We start from the raw sequence: 25,172 nt of genomic DNA on the forward strand, positions 1-25,172 counted from the left end.
AATATTAGGAATAGAGATGGCGGCTATATATGGGTATGATTCCAGAAAAAGACGGTATTATTTCCTAGTAAATACAGCTATCTTGTCCATTCTTTCATTTATATAAGCCACAGCCATATCCTGCGAATTATAAGCCCAACCAACTCTTCCTTGAGGATCTAAAAGAATACACCCAGCTTCTCCTTTAACTTTAGATTTCAAAGTGTCAATTGCCATTTGTGCTGCTTCATTCGGGTGTCTATCTCCCATCAAAAAATCGATCGCAGTTTTTGCCAAAACCACAGGAATAATTGATTCCCCATCACCTGTAGTTGAACAAGCTCCGAGGTTGTTATCAGCGTATAAACCACTACCAACTAACGCCGAATCACCCACACGTCCAGGTGGTTGATTGGCAAGTCCTCCTGTTGATGTTCCTGCAACTAACAATCCGTTATCATCAAGGGCGACACAGCCAACAGTAGCAGGACGATCTAAAACTGCCCCCTGTTCTTCCCACTCTTGTCGCTGTTCATCGGTGATGAGTTCGCTAGGCGCACACATTTCATCGCCATGTTCTGAGGCAAATTTTTCCGCACCTTTTGAGACTAACAGCATAGATTGGTTAGCCATAACTTTCCGTGCTACTGAGATGGGATGACGTACCTTCTGCACAGCTGCTACTCCCCCCCAACCATAGCTGCTCCCCTCCATTATTGCCGCATCTAAGAAGACTTCGCCTTCAGTATCAAGAGTTGCACCAATGCTGGCGTTAAAAATTGGGTTATCTTCAAGCACACGAATAGCCGCTTCAACTGCATCTTGAGCATTTCCCCCACCAGTTAAGATGCTCCAACCTGCTTCTGCGGCGGCCTGACAACCTTCAATGTTAGCTTTGGCTTTATCTTCCGAGATGGTTTTTGCTCCACCGTGAACAATAATACTTAGCACCATAATTTTCCTTTTACACCTACTAATATCTGAAACTGTTTTAAAAGGAATTAGTCTATATTTACGTGTTTTTTATTTATAAGTGAATCTCCCAAACGAAACAAGTTAATATACTTGTTCTATCTCCCAAAAGAAAGCTTTATATAATTCTTGATAACAAGCAAACTTAGCTATTAACTAAGCAACTGTAAAATTATAAGTATCACCGTGGTTTAAATATTTGATTTTATGTTCTAAGCCTGCTTGTAATACTGCTTTTTGAAAATCTTCCAGAGCCGATTTGAAGACAGTATAATCATTGAAATGAATTGGTATAGCTGTATTTGGAGCAATAATTTGAACTGCTTGTACACCTTGTTTTGCATCCATTGTTAGCAAGATACCAAAAGCCATTGTGCCACCCAGATGTAGCAAAGCTAGGTCAATATTGGGATACCGTCGGGGAATTTCGTAAAGCTGTTGATGGATAAGAGTATCACCTGTAATATAGAGGCGAAACTTTGTTTCTGCCTTGGGTGTTTGAAACTCTAACATACTACCCATTACAGGTGGTAGCAATGCTTTTAAAATACCAGGCCCGTGTATTCCAGGCATGGCAGTAATGCAGAGGTTGGCATCACCTTTGGCAACAGTTAATGTTTCCCAAGTTTTGAGGTGTTGAGGTGAGTTGAAACCTTTTTGTTTAAGTTTAGTTGCTGCGTGATGTGTGGTAATTATAGGTAGATTTTTATCGAGTTTTGCTGCTGCTATCGAATCAAAATGATCTTCGTGCATGTGAGACAGTACAACTAAATCTAATGGCGGTAACTGCTCAATATCTAATGCTGGGTTAGTAAGGCGAGTTGAACTAATACCATAACCTAAATGTATATGATCACCTTGGTGGAGAAAGTTAGGATCTGTAAGGATTGTGAACCCTGCGTAACGCAGTAGCACAGTTGCAGTGCCAATGAAAAAAAATTGAACCGTTTTCAAAGTTTGCTGGTGTGCTATCTGCGGGTAGAATAATTCTTTCTGCTTCCTCCATAATTTACCTTATTATGTTTTTAAATTTGAGTATGAGCATGAGCGATCGCACTCAAAAATTATGCTGATTTTTTACAATATCAACTAGCAAGCTCAGATATTTAACTTCAAAATCACGATTAATTTATTTTGATAAATGTTAAAAGCTTAGGTTTCTAACTGAAGTTAGAGAATTGACAATTTTTCCTTCTCGCTTCAGTATGAGATAAATATTTGTCTCACGCAAAACGGCTTCTCAAAGAGTAGGCGCAAATAAAGACGCTAGAATCATGACTTTCTGGCTTATACCATTTCACGAAAATCTTGAGACAAATTCATTGGTTTTTAATTCTTTTTCCCTGCTCCCTGCTCCCCATTTGTATCAAACTTAAAGTGAAACGGTATTAGGCATCCACCTACTCCCACCCTTTACAGATCATTTCAAAAATAAAACCGGATTCCTATATTACATATCTTGTTGATATGTCGTTAATAATGCAGGAATATGATCATAACCATCCACGCCAATGATTGCCATAATTTTAGGGCGGTGTTGTTGTAACAAATTTTGGAATGCTTCTTTGCCGATTTGTCCTTGCAAAATTGTTAATAAACCTGCTGGTTGTTTCCATTCCGTAGAAGCAATCTGCTCTAAAAGATACATACCTAAACTACCAGTGTAAATAACTTTTTCGGCATTTTGTAATTGATAATAAGCTTCGGCTAAGTATGCTAAGTTTCTGCCTTGAAGATATAAATCTCCACCAGTTTGGGCTGTTTTAAAACCGTCTTCTAAATATTTAATTGCCGTTTGAGCTTGGTCAATTACCAGATAAGCAATGCCTAAACTACTCAAACACAAAGCTTTACTTTGAATATCTCCTAATCTTTCTAATAACTTTAAACCTTGTTCTAAATAATTAATTGGCATCTCATAAGTTTCGGGTTCAACTTGTTCTAGTTGTTGTGCCTGCATAACTTCGCTGTAACCAAGATTTACCAAAGCGTTGGCTTCACCATTGCGATCGCCTGCTTGCCGACTCAAGATTAAAGCGCGTTGGCTATAATTAATCGCCTCGCCATAATCTTTTTCTTGTACATAAGTCCGGCTGAGGTGGTTGAGGTTGGCAATTTCGCAGGGGCGATCGCTTGCATTTCTGGCTATATCTAATGCTTGCAGGTGAAAGTTAATCGAACGCTGATATTGTCCTAAAGCCCGTTGCGAATAACCCAACAGTGTCAAAATCCTCGCTGTTTCTTGGGTTCCTTCGACTTGGCGCAAAGGTTCATCTAAATAATCTAAGGCGTTTCTTAAATAACTCCCCGAAAATGAGGCAAATATCCCACCATAAAGGGGAAAATAAGGACGTTGGGCAAAATTTCGCAGAATTTGCAACATCATTTGCGAACCTGCATTACCCAATCTCGCTGCCGTATTACCAAAACCACTGGCTAACTGACTCCAAATCACCGCAAAGGTCAAATAAGTCGAAATTGATAATTTTGAGCCTGCTTGCACATTATATGGTTGTTGGTCAAACCAGTTGACTAAACCACGTTGCAAATACTGTAATATCAACGCTAATTCTACCCAGTCACTCAGAGTAACATGGCTTTGCTGTTCGGCAAATTCAATTGCCGATTGTTCTAAAGCTAAAGTCCGAAAGAATCTTTGGGGAAACTCACTGTTAACTTTCTTTGCCCAAGTTGCCCAAGGGCCGTTTTCTCCCGGTACACCGCCAAATCCCAAGTCTCGATTTTGTTCGTACATCCAACTAATCAAATGATCTTGGAGTCTTTGCCAAGAAACTAAACCACGGGTGATACCTTGTGATATTTGGTCAATATCCGGATCTAATTGAGCAAATTGCTGTAAACCTTTGGCTAACTGCTGTAATTGTGATGAATTGAGTGGTTGTTTTTGATTGGGATCTGTGAAACGCAACAATGTAGTGAGGCGTTCATCGGCGGAGGCTGTGGTAATTTCTCGCACTGCTGTAGCGATCGCTTCTATGGCTTTGTTTTGTTCTGCATAACGTTGCCATTGATTTTGAATTGTTTTAATTGCTCTGAGACTGCGGTTAGCTTTAGCTTTTTTGAGTTCATCCTGTTCGCTATCCACCTGATATTGAATGGTAGTGGAGCGATCGCTCAACGCCAACTCAAATATTTCCCCCGTCCCCGATGTGATACCTTTTTGCAACATCTGGTACACCATCTCCACCGAACTAACTTTGCCCTGGAGGGTGAGTTGGACAATTTCGTCAATTAAAGCGAGGTAGCGATCGCGCAATGGCAGAGAGTCTGACACTTTAGCTTTGGGATAACTTTACACTAATTTCCATTTTAATGTGAGGCGCAGAAATCAGAACTTCAAGATTTAGCAGATATCATTCCTCCAGCTAAAAAAACCTGCTCAACTGTTAAATTCAAATCAGGGAAAGTTGGGGATTGAATGCGATCGCCTTGCCGGAATTTGTTAATTTGATACTCACCATCTTCTAAGCAGCAAACTAAAATTGTTGGTTGTTTGGGTTTCCCAATATATTCTCTGCCACCCAACACCGCATAATCTACAATCCAGTACTCAGAAATTCCCATTTCTTCATAGTCAGTATAGAACTCAGATTTGATTTTGAAATACACCTTGTGGAATGACACAGCTAGATTTGTGTAATAACCGAAATTCCATCCGCGTTTATCTGCGGTTAATTTTATCTCAGATTTCGGCAATCAACCCGAATTTCTATATCTGCCTGAATATTGACAATTTTGGATATATCCCGTGATATTTGGGAATCCTAAACATAACAGTTTGGTGACTAATGATGGTTAGGCTGACAAAGAAATCGGTCAAAGAGTTATTTTCTCGCTCACTCACTCATGACATACTCCTGAGTATGGCAATCAGAATTTTAGCTGTTGTGATTGTTTCAGCCGGACTTAGTTACCTGCATTTGATGTCCACACTGGAATTTCAAACCCGCGAACAATTACAAAAGTATGTTTTGGAGCGAGGACGGCGAGAAGAAAATTTATTTCAATTAGCACAAGATAACCATCAGATATTAAAAAAAGCATTATTAAAACGACTAGAGCCGATAAATAATCAAAGCTCACGGGAGGAATTTAATAATTTATTGCACTTATGGTCTGATGGCACAAGACGTAACTTTCTTGAAAACCGACCTGTTAAAGAGTTCGATACAGAGCAGTATCCCTCAGTTTTTATCGGTAAACAAGTCCCAAACATGGCAGAACTTCAGCAGCGAGTACTAGTCTTTTATGAATTAGTAAACAGTTATGGGCCAGCCTGGAAAAATCGTTTTATTGATACTTATATTATGTCCAGTGAAAACTTGATAGTCGCTTACTGGCCGAATGTACCTTGGGGTATAGAAGCAAAAGCAGATTTATTCATCCCTAATGAAGAGTATTTCTATGTTGCTGACAAAAAACATAATCCTGCCAGAAGAACTGTATGGACAGGGCTTTATTTTGATGTTGTCACAAAACAGTGGTATGTTTCTGTGGAGACACCAGTAGACGATCGCTCTGGTAATCATATTGCCACCATTGGGCATGACATTATTCTCAACGAATTGATGACACGCACTATCAACGACCATCTACATGGGACGTATAATCTGATTTTTCGCGGCGATGGACGTTTGATTGTGCATCCTAATTATCTGCCGCAGATTCAAGAAAAATTGGGACATTTCAACATTTTGAATGCTAGTGATGCACATTTACAACGGATTTTTCATGCCAGCGCCAATCTGCCATCACAGGCAGCAGTAATTGATAATTCCCATGACAATGAATATCTGGCAGTCACCAAACTAAATGGCCCAGATTGGTATTTTGTAACTGTCTATCCTAAATCACTGTTATCAAAAATTGCAGGTAATAATGCTAATTTTGTGCTGATAGTGGGATTAATTTCCCTCATACTAGAAATTGTTTTATTATTCTTTGTTTTGTATCAGAAAGTTACCAGACCCCTAAATAAATTAGTAGTAGCGACTAATCAGGTTTCTAAAGGAAATTTTAATCTTAATCTTGATACTAACTTACCAAACGAATTAGGGGTGTTGGCAACTTCTTTTACTAGCATGGCTAGTCAATTGCATGAATCTTTTGCACTTTTGGAAAAAAGCAATGAAGAACTAGAAATGCGAGTGCAAAGTCGGACAGATGAATTATTTCAAGTGCTTCAGGATTTGCAACAAACTCAGTCTCAATTAATTCAGACTGAAAAAATGTCTAGTCTAGGACAACTAGTGGCGGGAGTTGCCCACGAAATTAACAACCCTGTGAATTTTATTCATGGCAATATTGCCCATATTGATAGTTACACTCAAGATTTGCTGAAATTAATTCAGGCATATCAGTTACATTGTTCTCATCCACCCGCAACGCTGCAAGAAACTTTGGATGAGGTTGATTTTGACTTTCTCAATGAAGATTTGCCCAAGCTATTGCAATCCATGAAAGTTGGTACTGACCGGATTCGGCAAATTGTTTTATCTTTACGCAATTTCTCTCGCCTGGATGAATCTGAATTTAAACCTGTTGACATTCACGAAGGTATCGAAAATACTTTGCTGATTTTGCAACATCGCCTCAAGGGTAATCCAGAGTTTCCCGCCATTGAAGTAGTGAAAAATTACGGACAGTTGCCTTTAGTTGAGTGTTATGCTGGGCTACTCAATCAAGTGTTTATGAATTTACTGGCGAATGCTATTGATGCTGTAGAAGAATCAACCCGAAAACAGACAAACACCAAAACCCAAGCCCCGATAATTTGCATTTCTACGCGGGTGAGGCTAATCATCAGGTACAAATTGCGATCGCCGATAATGGCTTAGGTATCCCTGCAACTGTAAAGTCACGCATTTTTGACCCTTTCTTCACTACAAAACCCATTGGCAAAGGTACAGGTTTGGGTTTATCCATCAGCTATCAGATTGTCACAGAAAAGCATCACGGTCAGATGTTCTGCGATTCTACCCCTGGAGAAGGTACGAAATTTGTGATTGAAATTCCCATTACCCAACCTGAGAATTAGTAAGTATTAAATTAGAATTATTAGCGGACTTTTAGGATGTTTTTATCTCACGCAGAGGCGCAAAGAGTGAAAGTTTGGGATATTGAATTTGAAAGTTTCACAGTTCTGATTTATAGCCTTTCTTAACCTAGTGAGGTACAGACAAACACAATTCACCGCAGATAAACGCAGATAGATTTGTCCTTCAGTCAACTAGTAAACGCTATAGCAATACTGGGAAGATGAGAAAAATAGATACAAAAAGCCTTTTACCAAATGATGAATTTTCTCACCTTCCGACTAACAAATTATTAGAAATCCTTGAAAGTGGTTTGTTGTTAGAAAGAGGACGTGCTTTGTTTATGCTGGCGCGACGTTCTGGAAATGATCAGGAAATTAGTCGCATAGTTGTACAAGAAATATGTGAGCCTAAAAATAGAAACTCTAAAACAATTGGTATAGTTTCCATTTCTTTTTTAGGTATTGCTGGCTTATTAGAAGCGGATACTGACAATACAAAAGAGACTGTCAAGCATCTGATCGAATCATGGACAGAAGCAGAACGTAGTGATTTGCTTGTATTTTTACAGTTAATGTATCCCAGCGATTTTATTTCCTCAATTACCTAATTAACTGCGCCGCCAAATTAAAAAACTGACGACACAATCCCCTGGTAACTAAAATTGTTGTCAGCAAATTAGCTACTGCAACCATAAACACAATCAAAATTTCGTAAGATACTGCATCTAAAGGGTTGACTCCGCCTAATAACTGTCCGGCTGTGATGCTGGGAAGTGTCGCCATCCCAATCAGCATCATTTGATTAATCGTGGGAAGCAATGCAGCGCGAATGGCTTCTTTACGGTATTGATTGACGGCTTGTTGCGGAGTTGCGCCTAAACTCAAGTGAGTTTCGATTTCCCCAGAGGAATTATTGATGGTACTAACCAGACGTTCACCTGCGATCGCAGCTGCATTCATCCCATTACCAATGATGATTCCCGCTAGGGGGATTATATAGCGGGCTTCAAACCATCTCTCTGGTTGCAAAATTAATAAGTAAGTGTAAAAAAGCGTGAAAGCGGTACTCACTAAAATTGCTCCCCAAACCACAGGTAAGACGAGGGGAATTTTCTGGCTGATGCGATTTCGGGTGACAATGGCGGTAATTGTCAAGATAATTGCTAAAGTCACCAAAACTGCCCCAGGATGATTGACAGCAAAGATAAAGTCGAAAATATATCCCAATACCAGCAGCTGTAAAATTGTTCTGCCTGTGGCAATTGCCAAGTTTAACTCTAATCCTAATTTTTCCCAGGCAGATAAACCAATAGCGATCGCCATTAACCCCACAGCAAAGGCTAAATCAGCTAAATCTAGTTTGATTAATTCCTGCACAGTTTTTTACCTCCTGGGAAAGTGGTGAGTGCTGAACAAGGGAGACAAGGTAGAAACGTTTATACAGCAAATTAGGACTGACATTTGATTTGGGGGAAAAATACACTTTCTTACTCCCTACTCCTCACTCTCTGCCTATCGCGCTTGTGGTGTGCTTCGCGCACCACACAAGTAAATTCAAAAATCAAACTGGATTGCTGCATCTCATAAAATGAGTGCTTGCAAGTCTTGTGTATTGACACTTTATCAGAGTGGACTAATTACGAATTACAAATTACAAGTTACAAATTAGTATGATATTTTTACCCATACAATAATTTTCAGTAATAACCCTTTTTGATGCGTATCCAGGGCGACAGTCTATTAATCAGCTTTTTGTCAAAAAGTCAAGTAGCTAAACTCGACTGTCGAATTGCATCCTTTGTATTTTCAAATCACATAAAAACTCATGTTCCAAAGCGTAAATTCTGTTCCTGCTTTTGATATCAAGCAGCAATACGTCACTATCGAAGCAGAAGTAAGTGCAGCAGTGCTAGAAGTTTTAGCATCTGGACGTTATATTGGTGGCCCGATCATTGAAAGCTTTGAGCAAAAATTTGCAGCCTATCATGGTGTTACTAATTGTATAGCTTGTAACTCTGGAACTGATGCGCTCTACTTAGCACTGCGGGCTTTAGAAATTGGTGCAGGCGATGAAGTGATTACTACACCGTTTACCTTTATTGCGACAGCCGAGGTGATTAGTGCGGTGGGAGCCAAGCCTGTTTTTGTAGATATAGACATTAATACATATAACTTAGATTTGCGACAAATCGCGGCGGTGGTTACTCCTAAAACTAAGGCTATTATTCCGGTGCATTTATTCGGACAGTCTGTGGATATGACAGAGTTGATGGCGATCGCTCAAAAGCACAATTTAGCAGTGATTGAAGATTGCGCTCAAGCTACAGGCGCAGTTTGGGATAATCGAAAAGTTGGTAGCATTGGGCATATTGGTTGCTTTAGTTTTTACCCTACTAAGAATCTGGGTGGTTGTGGTGATGGTGGAGCAATTACAACCAATGATTCAGAATTAGCTGCAAAAATGCGAGTAATTAAAGAACATGGGCAAAGAAATCGCTATTACTACGAGGAAGTTGGGGTAAATAGTCGTTTAGATGCTATCCAAGCCGCAATTTTGCAAATTAAACTGCGTTATCTCGATAATTGGAATCAAAAACGACAGGCGATCGCATCTTACTACCAAAAATTCCTTAGTCAAATTTCTGGGATTTTCGTACCGGAAGAACTTCCTGGTGGCGAGAGTGTCTGGAATCAGTTCACAATTCGCGTAGTCAGTGAATCTCGCAATGGTGCTAGTGCTTCTCGTCGAGATTGGGTAAAAAATCAATTACAAGAACGGGGTGTCAGTTCAATGGTTTACTACCCTTACCCACTACATTTACAGCCAGTGTATAAACATTTAGGCTATCAACCAGGACAATTACCAGTAGTTGAGCAAACCTGTCATGAGGTTTTATCTTTGCCAATGTTCCCAGAACTAACAACCCAGCAGCAGGATCAGGTGATTTATGCGCTGAAGGATTGTTTGGTTTAAGGGAGTGGGGAAGTAATTTACTAGTACAACAAGGCAAAAGTAAAAAGGCAAAAGGAAAAAGAAATAATAACGATAAAACAAGCCTTTTAGCAATTCCTTATGGTCTGTTTATTTCAGCCGACCTGTACTAGTCATCAATACTTTTCAAATATAAAGTTGGGTCATCCTAGATTAAGATCCCCCCGCCTGCGGCGACCCCCTTAGAAAGGGGTAAACGAAAAAATAGCCCCCCTTTTTAAGGGGGGTGGGGGGATCAACAAAAACTCATAACGGTAAACTGAGAAGTATTGATTGACTACTCCCTACTCATTAGACGATCGCGCGGTTGTTAGCAGTCTCTAATGCTTCTACTAAACCACGTACAGCAGCAATCATCGCCACTTCGCTATTGAGTTGGTTGATGGCAGAACCGACACCAACACCAGCCGCACCAGCTGCGATCGCTAAAGGTGCAGTAACGTTAGAAATGCCGGAAGCGCACAATACGGGTACAGACACAGCGCGAGAAATTTCGTAAGCTGCTGCCAAAGTGGGAGCAGCTTTTTCAATTAATCCTAAAGTACCAGAGTGAGCAGGTTGACTGCTGGTTCCGCCTTCGGTTTGGATGATGTCAGCACCAGCTTTGACGAGTTCTTCTGCTAGTTGTACTTGCTGATCTAGTTCCAGGATGTGAGGAACTGTTACAGATAAGGTGATTTCTGGTAAAAGTGCGCGGGTTTGCTGAGTCAAGGCTAAAACTTCCTCAGCTTCAAATCTGCGTCCTTGAGCGTAGAAGGAATCAAAATTGCCAATTTCAATTAAATCTGCACCAGCCACCACAGCTTGGACAAATTTTTCTGGTTCAACTGCTGATACACAAACTGGTAAATTAATCAAGCTTTTAGCCATTGCTACTAATACTGGATCAGCAGCGATATCAACAAAAGTCGCACCACCAATTTCAGCAGCTTTAATAATAGCAGCCACGCGATCGCCATCAAAGTTATGCAAACCGCTAATTACTTTCAAAACGCGGCGGTTGGTAAATGCACGTTCTAGAGCAGAATGTATTGTCATAGTTCGTCTTTTGCAGCTACGAAGGTAGGAATATTTTTACACTACTGCGCGTTTGGGGCTAGGGGGTAGTTAGCAGTTCAAGACAGAATTTAGATGTTGAGGCTGGGGTGCAAGGGTGCAGGGGAGATAAATTCTACCTATATTCACTTTTCAAATGTCTGGAAAGTTTTAATACTTACATCCAGTCTATTACTTCAGATAAATTGTTAGCATTCTAATGTTTAGATAAACTAACATAAAGCTTAACTAATAAACTAGACATTTTTGCGGAAAACACGAGCCACTCTGTGTGAATATGAGTCGTTTAGCTTCTGTCTTAATTACAAATCCTGTGTTGCAACTTCTGCCCAAGAGTTTGAGCGATCGCAGCTTACTGCCCACAAGGCGGTTATGGCTACTGATGCTAAGTTTAGCTTGTTTCTGTTCTGCTTGTGCTAAAGCTTCGGAAGCCCAATCAGCAGGGAAAGACGCAGGGAAAAAAACGCCCTGTACCTGTGATGGTTGCGGCTGCTACTCAAAAAACTATACCCATCTTGATTAAAGCCACAGGTACAGTAGAATCATATTCTACAGTATCTGTCAAGTCACAGATTGGAGGACAGTTAACGGGAGTGTATTTCCGCCAAGGACAGAACGTCAAAAAGGGGGATTTGCTGTTTCAGATCGATTCCCGTCCCCAGCAAGCAGCATTGATGCAAGCGATGGCGGCAAAAGCCAAAGATGTAGCTTTAGTCAAGCAATCTGAGGCGAATGTTACCAAAGCGATCGCTCAAGTCAACCAAGCCAAAGCCACAGTCTTGAAAGATGTCGCCCAGGCGAATAACGCCAATGTCCAGGCGCAACGCTATACCGGGTTGCTAGAACAGGGTGCGATTAGTAAAGAACAGGCAGAACAATACCAAACCAGCGCCACGGCTCAAAAGGCAACCGTCAAAGCAGATCAAGATGCAGTAGCTAATGCCCAAGCAGCAGTAGAAGCCGCCAAGGCAGATGTAAAAAACGCTCAAGCAGCAGTCCTCGCAGATGAAGCCGCAATTGATAGCGCCAAAGTTCAACTTTCTTATAGTTCTATTTATTCGCCCATTACCGGACGCACAGGCAGTCTTAAGTTAAATCAAGGTAATTTAGTCACCGCCAATTCCACAGATCCCTTAATTACCATCAGCCAGATTCGCCCGATTTATGTAAACTTCTCGATTCCGCAGCGAATGTTGCCAGATTTGAAAAAGTACACCAGCAACAACAAATTAGAAGTTGATGTGATACCGCCTAAAGATTCAGGAAATCCTGTACATGGCTATTTAACTTTTGTTGACAGTGGCGTAAATACTCAAACTGGGACAATTCAACTCAAAGGCACATTTAGCAATGATGACGAGCGATTGTTACCAGGACAATTTGTGAACGTTGTTCTGAAATTATCTGAGATACCCAATGCTGTGACTGTACCCACCAAAGCCATCCAAGCCGGACAGCAACAGCAATTTGTGTATGTAGTCAAACCAGATAACACAGTAGAAATGCGTCCTGTAGTTGTGGGAGATGCAGTCAATAATGAAACTGCGATCGCTCAAGGCATCAAACCAGGCGAGCAAGTAGTCATCGACGGACAATTCAACCTTGTACCAGGGGCAGCAGTGCAAGTTAAGCAGGGATTAGGAGGAGGCAGAGGGCAGGAGGCAGGAGGCAGGAGGTAAAAACACTACTCCTAGCATTCAGGCTCTCAAAAGAAATGTCCTAATTCAAATGCTCTTGGCTATAAAAAATAGGAAAATCTATGAATATTTCTGAGTTATTTATTCGTCGCCCAATCATGACGACTTTGGTAATGATTGGCGTTTTGATTTTCGGGCTGATGAGTTACCGAATGTTACCTGTAAGCGACTTGCCGAATGTGGATTTTCCCACAATTCAGGTGAGTGCTAACTTGCCGGGGGCGAATCCAGAGACAATGGCGGCATCGGTGGCAACACCACTAGAAGCACAATTTTCGAGTATTGCTGGTTTGAGTTCGATGAACTCTACTAGTTCCTTGGGTAGTAGTCAGGTAACACTGCAATTTGATTTAAGTCGAGATATTGATGGGGCTGCCCAAGATGTGCAAGCTGCGATCGCCAAAGCAACACGGCAATTACCTGCGGATATGCCCAGCCCCCCATCCTACCGCAAGGTGAACCCGGCAGATCAGCCCATCCTCTACATCTCCCTAAATTCTGCTGTTCTGCCCTTGTCCACCGTAGACAAGTATGCAGAGACGCAACTGGCACAACGTTTATCAATGGTGAATGGGGTAGCGCAGGTGCAAGTCTACGGTTCCCAAAAGTACGCTGTCAGAGTTTTGCTTGATCCTGAATCTCTCAGTGCCAAAGGTATAGGTGTTGATGAAGTTGCGGACGCTATTAGTAAAGGGAACGCCAACATCCCTACGGGGACACTTTACGGTCAAGAGCAAAATTATACAATTCAAGCCAACGGACAACTCAATGATGCGGCTGCCTATCGTTCCTTAATTGTCAGTTATCAAGGCGGTGCGCCAGTCCAACTCGGAGAAATTGCCCAAGTCTTGGATAGTGTAGAAAATGACAAAGTTGCGAGTTGGTATTTTACTAAGACAGAAAAGGCGAAGCAAAAATCTAATGCTGGTGTACGGGCAATTGTTTTAGCGATTCAAAAGCAACCAGGAACTAATACCGTCGAAGTTGTGGAAGCGATTAAAAAACTGCTACCCAAATTCCGCGAACAAATACCCGCAGCCGTGAATATGGAAATTCTCTACGATCGCTCCCAAGCTATCCGCGAATCGGTTGATGATGTCCAGTTTACGCTGTTATTGACTATTGCTTTGGTTGTGTTGGTAATTTTCTTATTTCTTCGCAACCTCCGGGCGACAATTATACCGAGTTTGGCAGTACCTTTATCTTTAGTTGCCACCTTTGGCGTAATGTTACTGCTGGGTTTTTCTCTTGATAACCTCTCACTGATGGCGTTGACTCTTTCCGTCGGGTTCGTGGTGGATGATGCGGTAGTGATGCTAGAAAATATCGTCCGTCACATGGAAATGGGTGAAAGTCGCTTGCAGGCAGCGTTGAATGGCTCACGGGAAATTGGCTTTACAATTTTGTCCATGACCATTTCCTTAGTCGCCGTGTTTATTCCGGTACTATTTATGGGCGGGATTTTAGGGCGATTATTCCGCGAGTTTGCTGTAACTATCAGCGTGGCGATTTTGGTATCGGGAATAATTTCACTAAGTTTGACACCAATGCTGTGTTCTCGATTCTTGCGTCCACCCCATCACCAGCAAGAAGACGTAGCAGAACCAGTGAAAAAAGGTTTCAAAGGCAGAATTCAAAGATTTAACCGGGGACTTTATAATACTTCCGAATTATATTTCGATGTTATGTTGGGTGGGTATGAGTGGAGTTTAAAGCGATCGCTCAAATATCATCGCACGACAATGTTTATCTCTGGGGCAATTGTTGTCGCCACAGTTTATTTATTCATGATTGTGCCGAAAGGCTTTATTCCCACTGCGGATGTGGGACAAATCACCGCCTCTACCCAAGCCGCCGAAGATATCTCCTTTGATGAAATGGTAAAACATCAACAGGCAGTAGCGGCGATCGCAGATCGTGACCCAAATATCAGGGCGATTAACTCCAGCGTCGGTGCAGGAGGGGCAAATTCTTCTAGTAATACTGGGCGCTTATTTATTAGTCTCAAACCCCGTGAAGAACGTAAATTGAGTGCTGATGAAATTGTCCAAGAACTGCGCCCAAAACTATCGCGCATCCCTGGAATGAAGGTTTTTTTGCAAAACCCACCAGCGATTAATATTGGCGGACAACAAAGCAAAGCCCAATATCAATTCTCATTACAAAGTCCCAATATTCAAGAGTTATATCAATATGCGCCAACTTTAGAAGAAAAACTCCGGGGATTACCTGATTTACAAGATGTCAACAGTGATTTGCAAATCAAAAACCCTCAAGTGCAAGTTGACATCAACCGTGATCAAGCTGCATCTATGGGGCTAACAGCCGAACAAATCGAAACAGCCCTGAGTAATGCCTACGGTACACGACAAGTTTCCACAATCTACGCTTCAGATAGTCAATATCAAGTGATTATGGGAGTTGAACCCAAATATCAGGGAGATCCCAGCGCCTTAGAATTGTTGTCAATTCACTCCCCGACTGGACAATTAGTACCCTTAAACGCCGTCGCTACCATCTCTAAAGGTGTGGGGCCTTTAACTATTAACCACTCAGGACAGTTAGCTTCTGTAACTATTTCCTTTAACCTCAAACCCGGTGTATCTCTTGGTAGCGTCACTGAAAAAATTGAACAAATCGCCCGTCAAACATTACCCGCGAGTATTACTACAGGTTTCCAAGGTTCTGCACAAGCATTCCAGTCTTCCTTACAAGGGTTGGGATTATTGCTATTGGTGGCGATTTTAGTAATTTATATTGTGTTGGGAATTCTCTATGAGAACTTTATTCACCCTTTGACAATTCTTTCGAGTTTGCCTTCCGCTGGATTTGGGGCGTTGTTAACCTTGTTGTTATTCCAAGTTGATTTGAATATCTATGCCTTTGTTGGCATCATCCTGCTAATTGGAATTGTGAAGAAAAACGGCATTATGATGGTTGACTTCGCCATAGAAGCCCGACAAAGTGGTAAAACTCCTTATGATGCTATCTATGAGGCTTGTGTCGTCAGGTTTCGCCCCATTATGATGACCACAATGGCCGCTTTAATGGGAACTTTACCCATCGCCCTGGGATTGGGTGCAGGCGGAGATACACGCCGTCCCCTTGGTTTAGCAGTGGTTGGGGGATTGCTGTTTTCCCAATTTTTAACGCTGTATTTAACACCTGTGTTTTATACATATATGGAATCTTGGCAAAGCTTTATGAAAAAAACGCCAATGGCGCAAACAACCAGATTCTCATGCAGTGTAAAACTATAGCAGTCCTAAATCATTTGTAAACAACAAGATCCCCGACTTCTTCAAGAAGTCGGGGATCTAAGCCTCATTTTTAGTCTCTATCTAGTTAACATTAACAGAGTCAACTATTACCACCAAATCCGATTACCATTCTCGTCAACTCTGGCTTGACGAATCACATCAGAAATTTCTTCTGCATCCTTAACATGGTGCAGCGCCTTTTTCTCACCGTTGGGTTCTTCTACAACAAAGTATGTAGGAACTGTGATGTGATCGCCTGTAATATCTGGTGAATCAACAGCAACTTGTTTTGCTTTCTCTTCTACAGATTCAGGTTTATCTGAGATTCTGTCTCCTGGATTTGCTGTTAAGTTTCTTTCTTTAGCTGTTGGTTCTTCGCGTGAATGCCAATCTTTGCTAACAGGCTGTTCAATTTCTGCTTGATTATTTTCTGGTTGATTATTTTGATTTTCTAGTTCTTTAGTCATGGCTATTTCACAAATTAAAACTATGTATTTACTAACTTAATTTATAAAATTGCAGCCATGATTAATTCTTTCCTCAGAGAGAGTTTCTGATGAAATTAATAGTTACATATCTGGAGTTATATATTAGCTTCAATAGATAAAACTTTACCTCTTTCTTCAGAAATAGCCAAATAATTTATCACTACTACTTATCGACAGATTGCTATTGTTTAGGTGCAGTTGTTTTCATCAGTTGAAATGGTGTATATTTACCGCCCAAAGCTTCAACAATGGCGCGTGTATTTGCCTCCATCATTTTGATGTATGTTTCACCATCACTACCTTTTGCGCCAATTGAATCAGAGTAGAGTTGATGTGGTGCTAGTTTCACGCCTGCTTCTTGAGCTACGGTTTTAATTAAGGTGGGATTAATAGTAGTTTCGGCAAAAATTGCAGGTACACCTGTTTTTTTCACTGATTCTACTAATCTTTGTACAGTTTGGGCGCTTGGTTGTTCTTCGGTGCTGATGCCAATTAAAGTGCCTGCGATCGCAATACTATATGCACGTCCATAATATTGAAAAGCATCATGGGTTGTAATTAGTTTGCGTTTATATGGCGGAATAGTTTGAATTTGTTGATTTATCCAGGTATGCAGTTGTTTTAATTCATCGGTTAATTCTGCTGCGTTTTCGGTAAATTTTGCTTTATCTGCTGGCGATAACTCAATCAACGCATCTCGAATTACATTTACCATTGCGGCTGCATTTTCCGCACTTCCCCAAACATGGGGGTCTGGTACAATTTCACCTTTACCTTTATCTAACTCCAATGGTTTTACTACTTCCCCTACGGCTACCTTCTTTCCTTTTCCCGCCGCATTCATTAACTTAATTAATCCTGGTTCCAAGTTATAGCCGTTATACAAAATTAAATTAGCTTCTTCCAAAAATCGACTATCGGCGGGGACTGGTTCATAAACATGGGGATCAGCACCGGGTTTGAGGATTCCTTTGAGTTGAATTTCGTCACCGCCAACTTCTTGGGTTAAGTCTGCAATGATGGTGCTAGTAGCCACAACCCTCGGTTTATCACTACCTTTGGCAGTTGTGGAGTTGCTGTTGTTTTGACTACAACTAAACAAAGCCAATGGTAAAAGCATTCCCAGACACAGCCGAGAAATCAAGCTAAAAATTTCTGTTTTCTGACTAGGGATGGTTGGCTTTTGCTGGACGAGAACGCCCTCTATCTCAGGTATTACGCTCATTTATCTGTGACATTACTGCTTATTATAGATTTTTTCATATTTCTCTCATTTTTGTAGTAAGCTCAAGTAATAAATATGAAAATACCCTTATGGAAAACGTTTCTTTTTACGCCAACTTGGGACATACCCAAAAGATTGGTGAACGTTCTGCATCGTATATCAAAGCTATTGATATGAATTCAACAGATGCAATTTCTATAGCCCACTTGGGAGTACATTACCGGACTCAAGAAGCCTTGAGAGATATAAACTGTGTGATTCAACCGGGTAGATTAACAGGGATTTTTGGCCCGAATGGTGCTGGTAAAAGTACGCTAATGAAAGCAATGTTGGGCTTGGTTCCTGTTAGTAGTGGTGTGGTGAATTACCAAAACCAACCCTTGATGCAGCAAAAGTCAAAGGTGGCTTATGTCCCCCAACGCAGCCAAATTGATTGGACTTATCCCGCCACAGTTTGGGATGTCGTGATGATGGGAAGAGTCAAGAAAACAGGCTGGTTGCGTAGCTTTTCGGGAGTTAGTCGCCAAATCGCCAACAGCGCCTTAGAAAGAGTGGGGATGAGTGAATTTCGCGATCGCCCCATAGGACAATTATCAGGAGGACAACAACAACGAGTCTTTTTAGCCCGCGCCTTGACACAACAAGCAGACATCTTTTGTTTTGACGAACCATTGGTAGGGATTGATCAAAAAACCCAAGCCGTAATTTTTGAAGTCTTCCAAGAACTCGCCGCCGAAAATAAAATCGTCCTAGTCGTCAACCACGACTTAGGCGAATCCATCACCCATTTTGATGACTTGATTTTACTCAACCGCGAACTAATCGCCACAGGTTCCCGACAACAAGTCCTCACCGAACAAAACCTACATTTGGCTTACGGCGGTAAAGTTATGTACTTCTCCGACGCAGCTTAAAACTTCAACTCTCTTTCTTAGCGTACTTTGCGCCCTTTGCGGTTCGTTTAAATCTTTATGCTAGAAGCACTAATCGAGCCATTACAATATGGCTTTATGCAGCGATCGCTAGTGATTGCAATTTTAGTTGGTTTGTTGTGTGCAGTTGTGGGTAGTTACTTAATGGTGCAACGACTCGCACTGCTGGGCGATGCTATCAGTCATTCTGTTTTACCAGGATTAGCGATCGCCTTTATGTTAGGCGCAAATATTTTTGTTGGCGCATTTATCGCCGGGGTTTTGAGTACAATGGCGATTGCATGGATTAGGACGCGATCGCCAATTAAAGAAGATGCTGCAATGGGCATAGTTTTTTTCTGCATTTTTTCGCCCTTGGTATCACTTTAATTACAGTTGTTCAAAAAGATAACAAAATCGACCTGAATCACTTTTTGTTTGGCAACATTCTCGGTGTTACCGTTGATGAAGTGCGAGACACAGCAATCATTGCCACAATTGTTTTAGTAGTAGTAATTTTAATCTACAAAGAACTTTTATTTTACACCTTTGACCCTTTAGGCGCTCACGCCGCCGGTTTACCAGTAAATCGTCTCAACTTTGGATTAATGTTACTCATTGCTTTAACAATTGTCGCCAGTATGAAAGCTGTGGGTGTCATTTTAGTTCTATCGCTGTTAATTACTCCTGGTGCGACAGCTTATTTATTAGTCAAACGCTTACATGAAGTCATGATTTTAGGTGCAGGAATTGGGGTGTTTTCTAGTATTAGTGGAATGTATCTCAGTTACTTTTATAATTTGCCTTCCGGCCCGGCGATTGTTTTGGTAGTATCAGGTTTATTTATTTTGGCATTATTATTTAGTCCGAAGCATGGAGTTTTGATGCCAAGTGTGAATCGCAAGTAAGTTGTTTAACGCCAAAAACACAGAGTATTTCTCAAGTTATGACTTTTATTGATATACCAATCCTAAATAATTTACAAACGTCTCCACCTTGTCCCCCTTGTCTCTTTTGTTCCCATATCAAATAGGACTGCTATAGATATTTAATACTTCTTGAATAAACTTCTGCCATACTTCATTCGGAACCCAAATTTTATGTAAATCTTGTTCGGCTGCTGCATTATCTAACCCTTGATGTATGCGGCGAAAAAGATAGATAAAAGCCGAGACTCTCATATTAGCAGCGCAGTGAACAAAGATTTGCTTATCTGAATTGGTTTCCATGACACCAAAAAACTTTGTCACATCTTCCAGTGTCGGATTTTCCCACTCTACTGGAATGTGGACATACTGCATTGCTTGAGATTCGACAATTTCTTGTTCATTGGGTAAAGCATTACTTGATGTTGGTAAGGCTAGATTAACTATGAGTTGATAGCCTGCGGCTTTGATGGCTGCAAATTGTTCGGCGGTTGGTTGTCCTGAAGTGGCAATTGTATCTGATATTTGGAGAAAGTTGTAGATTTCTGCAAGATGAGTTTTGGCAGACATAAATCTTTATTGACTAAATAGCCCATAAGATAATTTATTTTCCCATTTATTGCCAGTTCTTTCCATGTATAGCAAATTGCCATATTGTGGTGTTATGGGACAAAAAGCAGTCATCTGAATTAACGCTTGAGAAAAATCATCCGAAAAACCTGGACGAGTGAATGTATAAAACATAGACCATCTATGATCATCTTGATTGAAAAGGTTGTCATACTCTGCGCTAGACAGTAAATTAACTTTGGGATTATTAATATATGAACTTAATAAGGAAGGTTGACTATTAATCGATATCCAATTATCAAAAGTTTCTTTTTTTAAATCAGGAAACCCTAATATTCTCATACCATACATTTCTGTTTCTTTTATCCGCAGATTTTCCCAAGTAATATCCTTAAGACTAGTTTGAGTAATCACTGAACCGGAATTTTCTAACAGATATTCTCCTGCAATATTGTAATCTTCAATTAAGGTCGAAAAAAGGTTTGTTTCATGTTGCGATCGCATATTTTCTTACTATTCTTTGATGGTTAAACAAAGTATGACAATATCTCCCTATGCAGAGATATTGTCAACCTTGATTAAGTTGTAACCGATTTTAAAACAAAGTTAATCGGTAATTACCGCGTTGGTTAGGATTACTAGAGGTCACAACTATATAATAAGTACCATCTTCAGGTAATCTCGCGCGGTCAATGAGGGTGCTATATTTACCATCGCGATCGCTATTAGCAGCAATCCTTTGTCCTTGAGAATTGAGTAAAACTATATAAGGCGAAAACTCTTCATTTACACTATCTACACGAATACTCACCAATTGATTTTTTGTTCCTTGAAATTGCGTCACATTGTAGGGAGTACCATTTTGTTTAATGACTAAGTTTTGCTGACTCAATTCTCCTGTTTCGTCTAAAATATAGCTGGCTCGATCATCTCGAATCGCCAGACTATAGCGACCTGTATCTCCAGGGTTTTGGCTAGTCACAGCAATTGTATATATACCCGCTACAGGTAAGCGTGCAAAGATAAAAGCATCCCTTTCGGTTTCACCACCACCTCGTTTGAGGATGACGTTATTATTGGGGTCGAGGAGAAACATATAAGGACGTAAACTTAAGTTATTAGAACGCCTTTGATCTGCACTACCTAGCAGACGAATTTGAATTAGTTGGTTTTCTCTACCCTCAAATTGATAGAAATGATATCGCCTACCTTGCGATTGAAAATCTCTTTTATCCAGAATACCGAAGGCAATATCAACAAAGTTGATTTTTTTATAAGCAGGTGTTCCAGAGGAAGCAGCAGCTACACCCCTAGAGTTTCTACCTCTACCTGAGTTAGTGTTTGGTGTTTGTCTTCTACCTGGAGTTGGTGATACAGACCGATTTTGTGATGGTTGCGTTGGGGAATTAGTTCCTCTAGAATTTGACCTTACAGGCGCTGGTTGCGGTGTGGGGTTACTGTTTCTGAGTGGAGAATTAGCAGGTGCTGGTTGCGCTGGGGAATTAGTTTCTCTAGGATTTGACCTTACGGGTGCTGGTTGCGGTGTGGGGTTACTTTCTGGTGGAGATGCTTCGGGAGTAGAATTAGTCGGTGCTGGTTGGGGAGTTGGGTTAGTGTCTGGCTGTGGGACACGCACTGGTAAAGGTGAATCAATAGATTGAGTGCGCTGTGGTGTTACAGGTGGTTCCGCAGCCGGAATTTGTTCAATACCTTGTTGTACTGCTTCTGGCTGGCGTTCATCGGGTGTTTTCGCAAGTTGAAATTGTCTAGAAAATGTAGGGATTTCTAAAGCAGAGATTGGCAGGATATGACTGGCGATCGCTACACTACTAATAGAAATCAATAAAGTCAAATTCATCCTTATGCGGGATTTGTGATTGCTTTTTCCTGCCATATTACACTCCTCTTTTTGCTTTTTATTAAGTTATCTCTGCCTATAGATGGATACGCTTTTAAATGAACAATAAGTAATTAAAAAATAATAAAAATTTTATTGGTCATAGTCAATACTCAGCACTGTCTTGGTAATGAATAGAGAACATACAATTGAGACAATACAAATTATCAACAATAGTTATAATACTACCAATAAACAAGAAAATTCGAGTATTGTCAATTTATAACCACTGATATAAGTGTATATTAATTATTTGATTGCTAGAAGTTTTCTAGCAACTTCATAGCAAAATTATACGTCATCAATTAACATAGATACAAACAGAAAATGGATTCCCAGTATGGTCTGCTGCTTGAATCCCGATTGCCCTGAACCGTTAAATTCAGATGAAAATCAGTATTGTCAAAGTTGCAATACACCATTAGTAAGATTATTGCGAGGGCATTATCGTGTCATTAAAGTACTATCAGATGAAGGTGGATTTGGCAGAACCTATCTTGCGGAAGATGCAGATAAACTGAATGAATGGTGTGTAGTTAAACAATTCGCACCCAAAGTTCAAGAAGCTGCTGCTATTAAGAAAGCAATTGCATTATTTCAAGAAGAAGCAAAAAGATTACAACATTTGGGAGAACATCCCCAAATACCTGCTTTATTAGCTTATTTTGAGCAAGATAATTATTTATTTTTAGTTCAACAATTTATTGATGGACAGAATTTACTCCAGGAATTACGTCAAGGAGTAACTTATAACGAAAACCAAGTTATGCGAGTTCTGCTCGATTTACTGCCTGTACTAAAATTTATTCATGATCGCGGCGTAATTCATCGAGATATTAAACCACAAAATATTATTCGTCGTCGCAGTGATGGCAAATTAATCTTAATTGATTTTGGTGCATCCAAGCAGTTAACAGCCACAGTGCATACTAAATTAGGCACAACCATTGGTTCACATGGTTATACTCCCATTGAACAAATGCAAGATGGTCAAGCTTATCCAGCTAGTGATTTATATAGTTTGGGGGTGACTTGCTTTTATTTGCTGACGGGAAATGCACCGTCAAAATTATGGATGCAGCAAGGCTATGGTTGGGTGACATCTTGGCGGCGATATTTACCGAATACACATACAGGTCGGATAGCTATAGGCTCAAAGTTAGGGAAAGTTTTGGATAAACTGCTGACTACAGATATCAGACAACGTTATCAAACAGCCGAACAAGTCCTACAAGACTTGAAAAAACAATCCTTAGCATCTCCAACATCAACTAGCTTATTTGTATCTGCACCAACTTTACTAACGGTTCCAGGAAGCCAGCAGAGGTTATTGGCGTTCAAAATCAATGACAACTGGCAAAAGTTACTGCTCGTCAATGTTGTCGTAATACTGTTGGGATTAGGCGGAATTTGGTATTTTCAGTTTCTCCCTAAGCTTGATACTACCGCAGTCTCAGAAAATCTAGACCAACCCAAAACTTTTAGAGGACACGCGAGTGATGTTAATTCTGTTGCTTTTGCGCCTAATGGTCAAATTTTAGCAAGTGGTAGTGATGATAAAACAATCAAATTATGGAATCTAGCGACGGGAACCGAAATTTCCACCCTCAAAGGACACTTTAAATGGATTTGGGCGATCGCATTCCATCCTGATGGTAAAATTCTCGCTAGTGGTAGTGCAGATCAAACAATTAAACTCTGGAATCTAGGCACAACCGAAGAAATTCGCACCCTCAACGGACATACTGACGGCGTAGCGGCTGTTGCTTTTAGTCCTGATGGTAAAATTTTGGCTAGTGGGAGCTTAGATAAGACAATCAAACTGTGGAACCTAGCAACTGGTGAGTTAATTCGTACTCTGACAGGACACAACCAAGCTATTGCAACCGTCGCTTTTAGTCCCGACGGAAAAACTTTAGCTAGTGGTAGTTGGGACAAAACAATTAAACTCTGGAATGTAGCAACTGGTAAACAAATTCGGACTCTAGAAGGTCATTCACAATTCGTTCTTTCTTTAGCCTTCAGCCCTGATGGTAAAACTTTGGCTAGTGGTAGTAAAGATAAAACAGTTAAACTTTGGAATGTCACAACAGGCGAGACAATTCGTACCCTTAAACAACATTCTGATAAAGTCAATTCTGTTGCTTATGGCAAAACAGCCAACGGAATCATCCTTGCCAGTGGCAGTAGTGATAATACAATTAAATTGTGGAATCCGGCAAATGGTAAAGAAATTCGCACATTAAAACGTGATTCTGGTTATATTTATTCTGTCGCTATTAGTGCGGATGGTAAAGCGATCGCTAGTGGTGGTAGTGCAGAAAACATCATTAAAATTTGGCCTATATTGCCGTAGAGACGCGAAATTTCGCGTCTCTATTAACTAATCTTACTTGCGATTGCTGCTAGTATTTGATGTTGTTTCTTGCAGTAACTGTGGCATCATCTGTTCAATTTTTTGAACTGTTTGTTGTTCTTGCTGCAAGTTTTGTTGTAACAATTTTACTACTTCTTGCTGCTTCATGTTCTCTGCAACCTTAATCAAACCTTGATAGGAGAACACCTCAAAGTTTTCTACCTTTGCTAATGCTGCTGCTAGTGTCAAATTCAAAAGACTTGAATTTTCACTAGTTAACAGTAAATATTTTTGTCCTTCACTGATTAACGCAGCTGCAACTTCACAAGTCATCCGTTTCGGTTGTTTACCCATATTGCTAAAAACTTGTTCCAAGTTTCTAATTTGTTGTTCAGTTTCTCGAATATGAGTTTCGATTAATGATTGCAATTGTTTGTTTTCAGTACATTGCATCATTATCTGTTGAGCTTCTAAAAAGCGACATTCGGCATCGTACATACCGCAGAGTTCGTAATGCAATTTTTCCTGAATATTGGTGATTTTGGTAATAGAGGCTGGACGCTCTTGTAGGTTAACCATTTTTATTCTCCTGCTTGATTGTTATTGTTTGATTTCCCAAGCACATCTTCAACCCTACTGGCGCTCTAGCTGCTACTCCTCTTACCAAAGAAGCAACTGGCTGTTAAAAATCATAGTTATATAAAATACAGAACAAATAAGTTGGAATTTATTATTTAGTAGGCTTACATAGATTTGGTATCAGTAAGTAAGTTATCAATATTATT

At 40.5% G+C, this 25,172-nt stretch carries 20 protein-coding genes and 2 pseudogenes; 10 read left to right on the forward strand and 12 right to left on the reverse strand.

Annotated elements, in window-relative coordinates:
- Positions 1 to 57: 57 nt before the first annotated feature.
- The 4 genes and pseudogenes from ACX27_RS17340 to ACX27_RS17355 form a co-directional block, all read right to left on the reverse strand.
- Entirely contained in the window at positions 58 to 933 is an 876-nt protein-coding gene (locus tag ACX27_RS17340) for an isoaspartyl peptidase/L-asparaginase family protein (protein WP_062294706.1), read from the reverse strand.
- Between the two features lie 174 nt (positions 934 to 1,107).
- Complete coding sequence (locus tag ACX27_RS17345; RefSeq protein WP_200929816.1) at positions 1,108 to 1,866, reverse strand: MBL fold metallo-hydrolase; 759 nt, start codon at positions 1,864 to 1,866, stop codon at positions 1,108 to 1,110.
- A 535-nt stretch (positions 1,867 to 2,401) separates the two neighbouring features.
- The gene (locus ACX27_RS17350) at positions 2,402 to 4,246 is read right to left on the reverse strand and encodes a tetratricopeptide repeat protein (protein ID WP_062294707.1); all 1,845 of its coding nucleotides are present in this window, start codon (positions 4,244 to 4,246) and stop codon (positions 2,402 to 2,404) included.
- A gap of 62 nt (positions 4,247 to 4,308) precedes the next feature.
- A pseudogene (locus ACX27_RS17355) lies at positions 4,309 to 4,554 on the reverse strand (Uma2 family endonuclease); the annotation flags it as partial.
- Positions 4,555 to 4,835: 281 nt separating this feature from the next.
- On the opposite strand from ACX27_RS17355, the gene ACX27_RS35090 reads away from it, so the two are divergent.
- From ACX27_RS35090 to ACX27_RS17365, 3 genes are all read left to right on the forward strand, one after another.
- A complete protein-coding gene (locus tag ACX27_RS35090) occupies positions 4,836 to 6,809 on the forward strand; it encodes a HAMP domain-containing protein (RefSeq protein WP_062294708.1) in 1,974 nt (657 codons plus the stop codon).
- Positions 6,746 to 7,009 carry a sensor histidine kinase gene (locus tag ACX27_RS35355; protein ID WP_335337705.1) on the forward strand — a complete coding sequence of 88 codons (264 nt, stop codon included), beginning with the start codon at positions 6,746 to 6,748 and terminating at the stop codon, positions 7,007 to 7,009. The genes ACX27_RS35090 and ACX27_RS35355 overlap by 64 nt, the downstream gene beginning before the upstream one ends.
- 221 nt (positions 7,010 to 7,230) lie before the next feature.
- Positions 7,231 to 7,617, forward strand: a complete 387-nt coding sequence (locus ACX27_RS17365) for a hypothetical protein (RefSeq protein ID WP_062294709.1) — start codon at positions 7,231 to 7,233, stop codon at positions 7,615 to 7,617.
- On the opposite strand, the gene ACX27_RS17370 is transcribed toward ACX27_RS17365, so the two are convergent.
- Positions 7,610 to 8,386 (reverse strand): ABC transporter permease, encoded by a 777-nt coding sequence (locus ACX27_RS17370; protein WP_062294710.1) that lies wholly within the window; start codon positions 8,384 to 8,386, stop codon positions 7,610 to 7,612. The genes ACX27_RS17365 and ACX27_RS17370 overlap by 8 nt on opposite strands.
- A gap of 448 nt (positions 8,387 to 8,834) precedes the next feature.
- Between ACX27_RS17370 and ACX27_RS17375 the strand changes: the two genes are divergently transcribed.
- Positions 8,835 to 9,983, forward strand: coding sequence for a DegT/DnrJ/EryC1/StrS family aminotransferase (locus tag ACX27_RS17375; RefSeq protein ID WP_062294711.1), 1,149 nt, complete (start codon positions 8,835 to 8,837; stop codon positions 9,981 to 9,983).
- A gap of 309 nt (positions 9,984 to 10,292) precedes the next feature.
- Here the strand turns inward: ACX27_RS17375 and ACX27_RS17380 are convergent, their stop codons facing one another.
- Entirely contained in the window at positions 10,293 to 11,039 is a 747-nt protein-coding gene (locus ACX27_RS17380; RefSeq protein WP_062294712.1) for a DUF561 domain-containing protein, read from the reverse strand.
- 295 nt (positions 11,040 to 11,334) lie between these two features.
- On the opposite strand from ACX27_RS17380, the gene ACX27_RS33980 reads away from it, so the two are divergent.
- The 3 genes from ACX27_RS33980 to ACX27_RS17390 all read left to right on the forward strand — a co-directional run bounded on the left by ACX27_RS33980 (position 11,335) and on the right by ACX27_RS17390 (position 16,014).
- The gene (locus tag ACX27_RS33980; protein ID WP_235526252.1) at positions 11,335 to 11,580 is read left to right on the forward strand and encodes a hypothetical protein; all 246 of its coding nucleotides are present in this window, start codon (positions 11,335 to 11,337) and stop codon (positions 11,578 to 11,580) included.
- A complete protein-coding gene (locus tag ACX27_RS17385) occupies positions 11,537 to 12,736 on the forward strand; it encodes an efflux RND transporter periplasmic adaptor subunit (RefSeq protein WP_235526253.1) in 1,200 nt (399 codons plus the stop codon). The genes ACX27_RS33980 and ACX27_RS17385 overlap by 44 nt, the downstream gene beginning before the upstream one ends.
- A gap of 80 nt (positions 12,737 to 12,816) precedes the next feature.
- Positions 12,817 to 16,014 (forward strand): efflux RND transporter permease subunit, encoded by a 3,198-nt coding sequence (locus ACX27_RS17390; RefSeq protein WP_062294713.1) that lies wholly within the window; start codon positions 12,817 to 12,819, stop codon positions 16,012 to 16,014.
- A 107-nt stretch (positions 16,015 to 16,121) separates the two neighbouring features.
- On the opposite strand, the gene ACX27_RS17395 is transcribed toward ACX27_RS17390, so the two are convergent.
- Together ACX27_RS17395 and ACX27_RS17400 are read right to left on the reverse strand one after the other, a co-directional pair.
- Positions 16,122 to 16,481 carry a hypothetical protein gene (locus tag ACX27_RS17395; protein ID WP_062294714.1) on the reverse strand — a complete coding sequence of 120 codons (360 nt, stop codon included), beginning with the start codon at positions 16,479 to 16,481 and terminating at the stop codon, positions 16,122 to 16,124.
- A gap of 202 nt (positions 16,482 to 16,683) precedes the next feature.
- Positions 16,684 to 17,622 carry a metal ABC transporter substrate-binding protein gene (locus tag ACX27_RS17400; protein WP_418006840.1) on the reverse strand — a complete coding sequence of 313 codons (939 nt, stop codon included), beginning with the start codon at positions 17,620 to 17,622 and terminating at the stop codon, positions 16,684 to 16,686.
- Positions 17,623 to 17,816: 194 nt separating this feature from the next.
- On the opposite strand from ACX27_RS17400, the gene ACX27_RS17405 reads away from it, so the two are divergent.
- A complete protein-coding gene (locus ACX27_RS17405) occupies positions 17,817 to 18,641 on the forward strand; it encodes a metal ABC transporter ATP-binding protein (protein ID WP_144427479.1) in 825 nt (274 codons plus the stop codon).
- 57 nt (positions 18,642 to 18,698) lie between these two features.
- Positions 18,699 to 19,546, forward strand: a pseudogene (locus ACX27_RS17410) (metal ABC transporter permease).
- A 117-nt stretch (positions 19,547 to 19,663) separates the two neighbouring features.
- Here ACX27_RS17410 and ACX27_RS17415 read toward each other — a convergent pair.
- The 3 genes from ACX27_RS17415 to ACX27_RS17425 all read right to left on the reverse strand — a co-directional run bounded on the left by ACX27_RS17415 (position 19,664) and on the right by ACX27_RS17425 (position 21,992).
- Positions 19,664 to 20,134, reverse strand: a complete 471-nt coding sequence (locus tag ACX27_RS17415) for a protein tyrosine phosphatase family protein (protein WP_062294716.1) — start codon at positions 20,132 to 20,134, stop codon at positions 19,664 to 19,666.
- A gap of 6 nt (positions 20,135 to 20,140) precedes the next feature.
- Positions 20,141 to 20,638: a hypothetical protein gene (locus tag ACX27_RS17420; protein WP_062294717.1), complete on the reverse strand. Its 498-nt coding sequence runs from the start codon at positions 20,636 to 20,638 to the stop codon at positions 20,141 to 20,143.
- Positions 20,639 to 20,729: 91 nt separating this feature from the next.
- Positions 20,730 to 21,992 carry a pre-peptidase C-terminal domain-containing protein gene (locus ACX27_RS17425; protein ID WP_418006147.1) on the reverse strand — a complete coding sequence of 421 codons (1,263 nt, stop codon included), beginning with the start codon at positions 21,990 to 21,992 and terminating at the stop codon, positions 20,730 to 20,732.
- Positions 21,993 to 22,371: 379 nt separating this feature from the next.
- Here ACX27_RS17425 and ACX27_RS17430 point away from each other — a divergent pair, with 379 nt between their 5' ends.
- Positions 22,372 to 24,387 carry a serine/threonine-protein kinase gene (locus ACX27_RS17430; RefSeq protein WP_062294719.1) on the forward strand — a complete coding sequence of 672 codons (2,016 nt, stop codon included), beginning with the start codon at positions 22,372 to 22,374 and terminating at the stop codon, positions 24,385 to 24,387.
- 33 nt (positions 24,388 to 24,420) lie between these two features.
- Here ACX27_RS17430 and ACX27_RS17435 read toward each other — a convergent pair whose 3' ends face one another.
- Entirely contained in the window at positions 24,421 to 24,966 is a 546-nt protein-coding gene (locus ACX27_RS17435; protein WP_062294720.1) for a DUF892 family protein, read from the reverse strand.
- Positions 24,967 to 25,172 lie beyond the last annotated feature (206 nt).

Origin of the sequence: Nostoc piscinale CENA21 (assembly GCF_001298445.1) — a bacterium.
Taxonomy (GTDB): domain Bacteria; phylum Cyanobacteriota; class Cyanobacteriia; order Cyanobacteriales; family Nostocaceae; genus Nostoc_B; species Nostoc_B piscinale_A.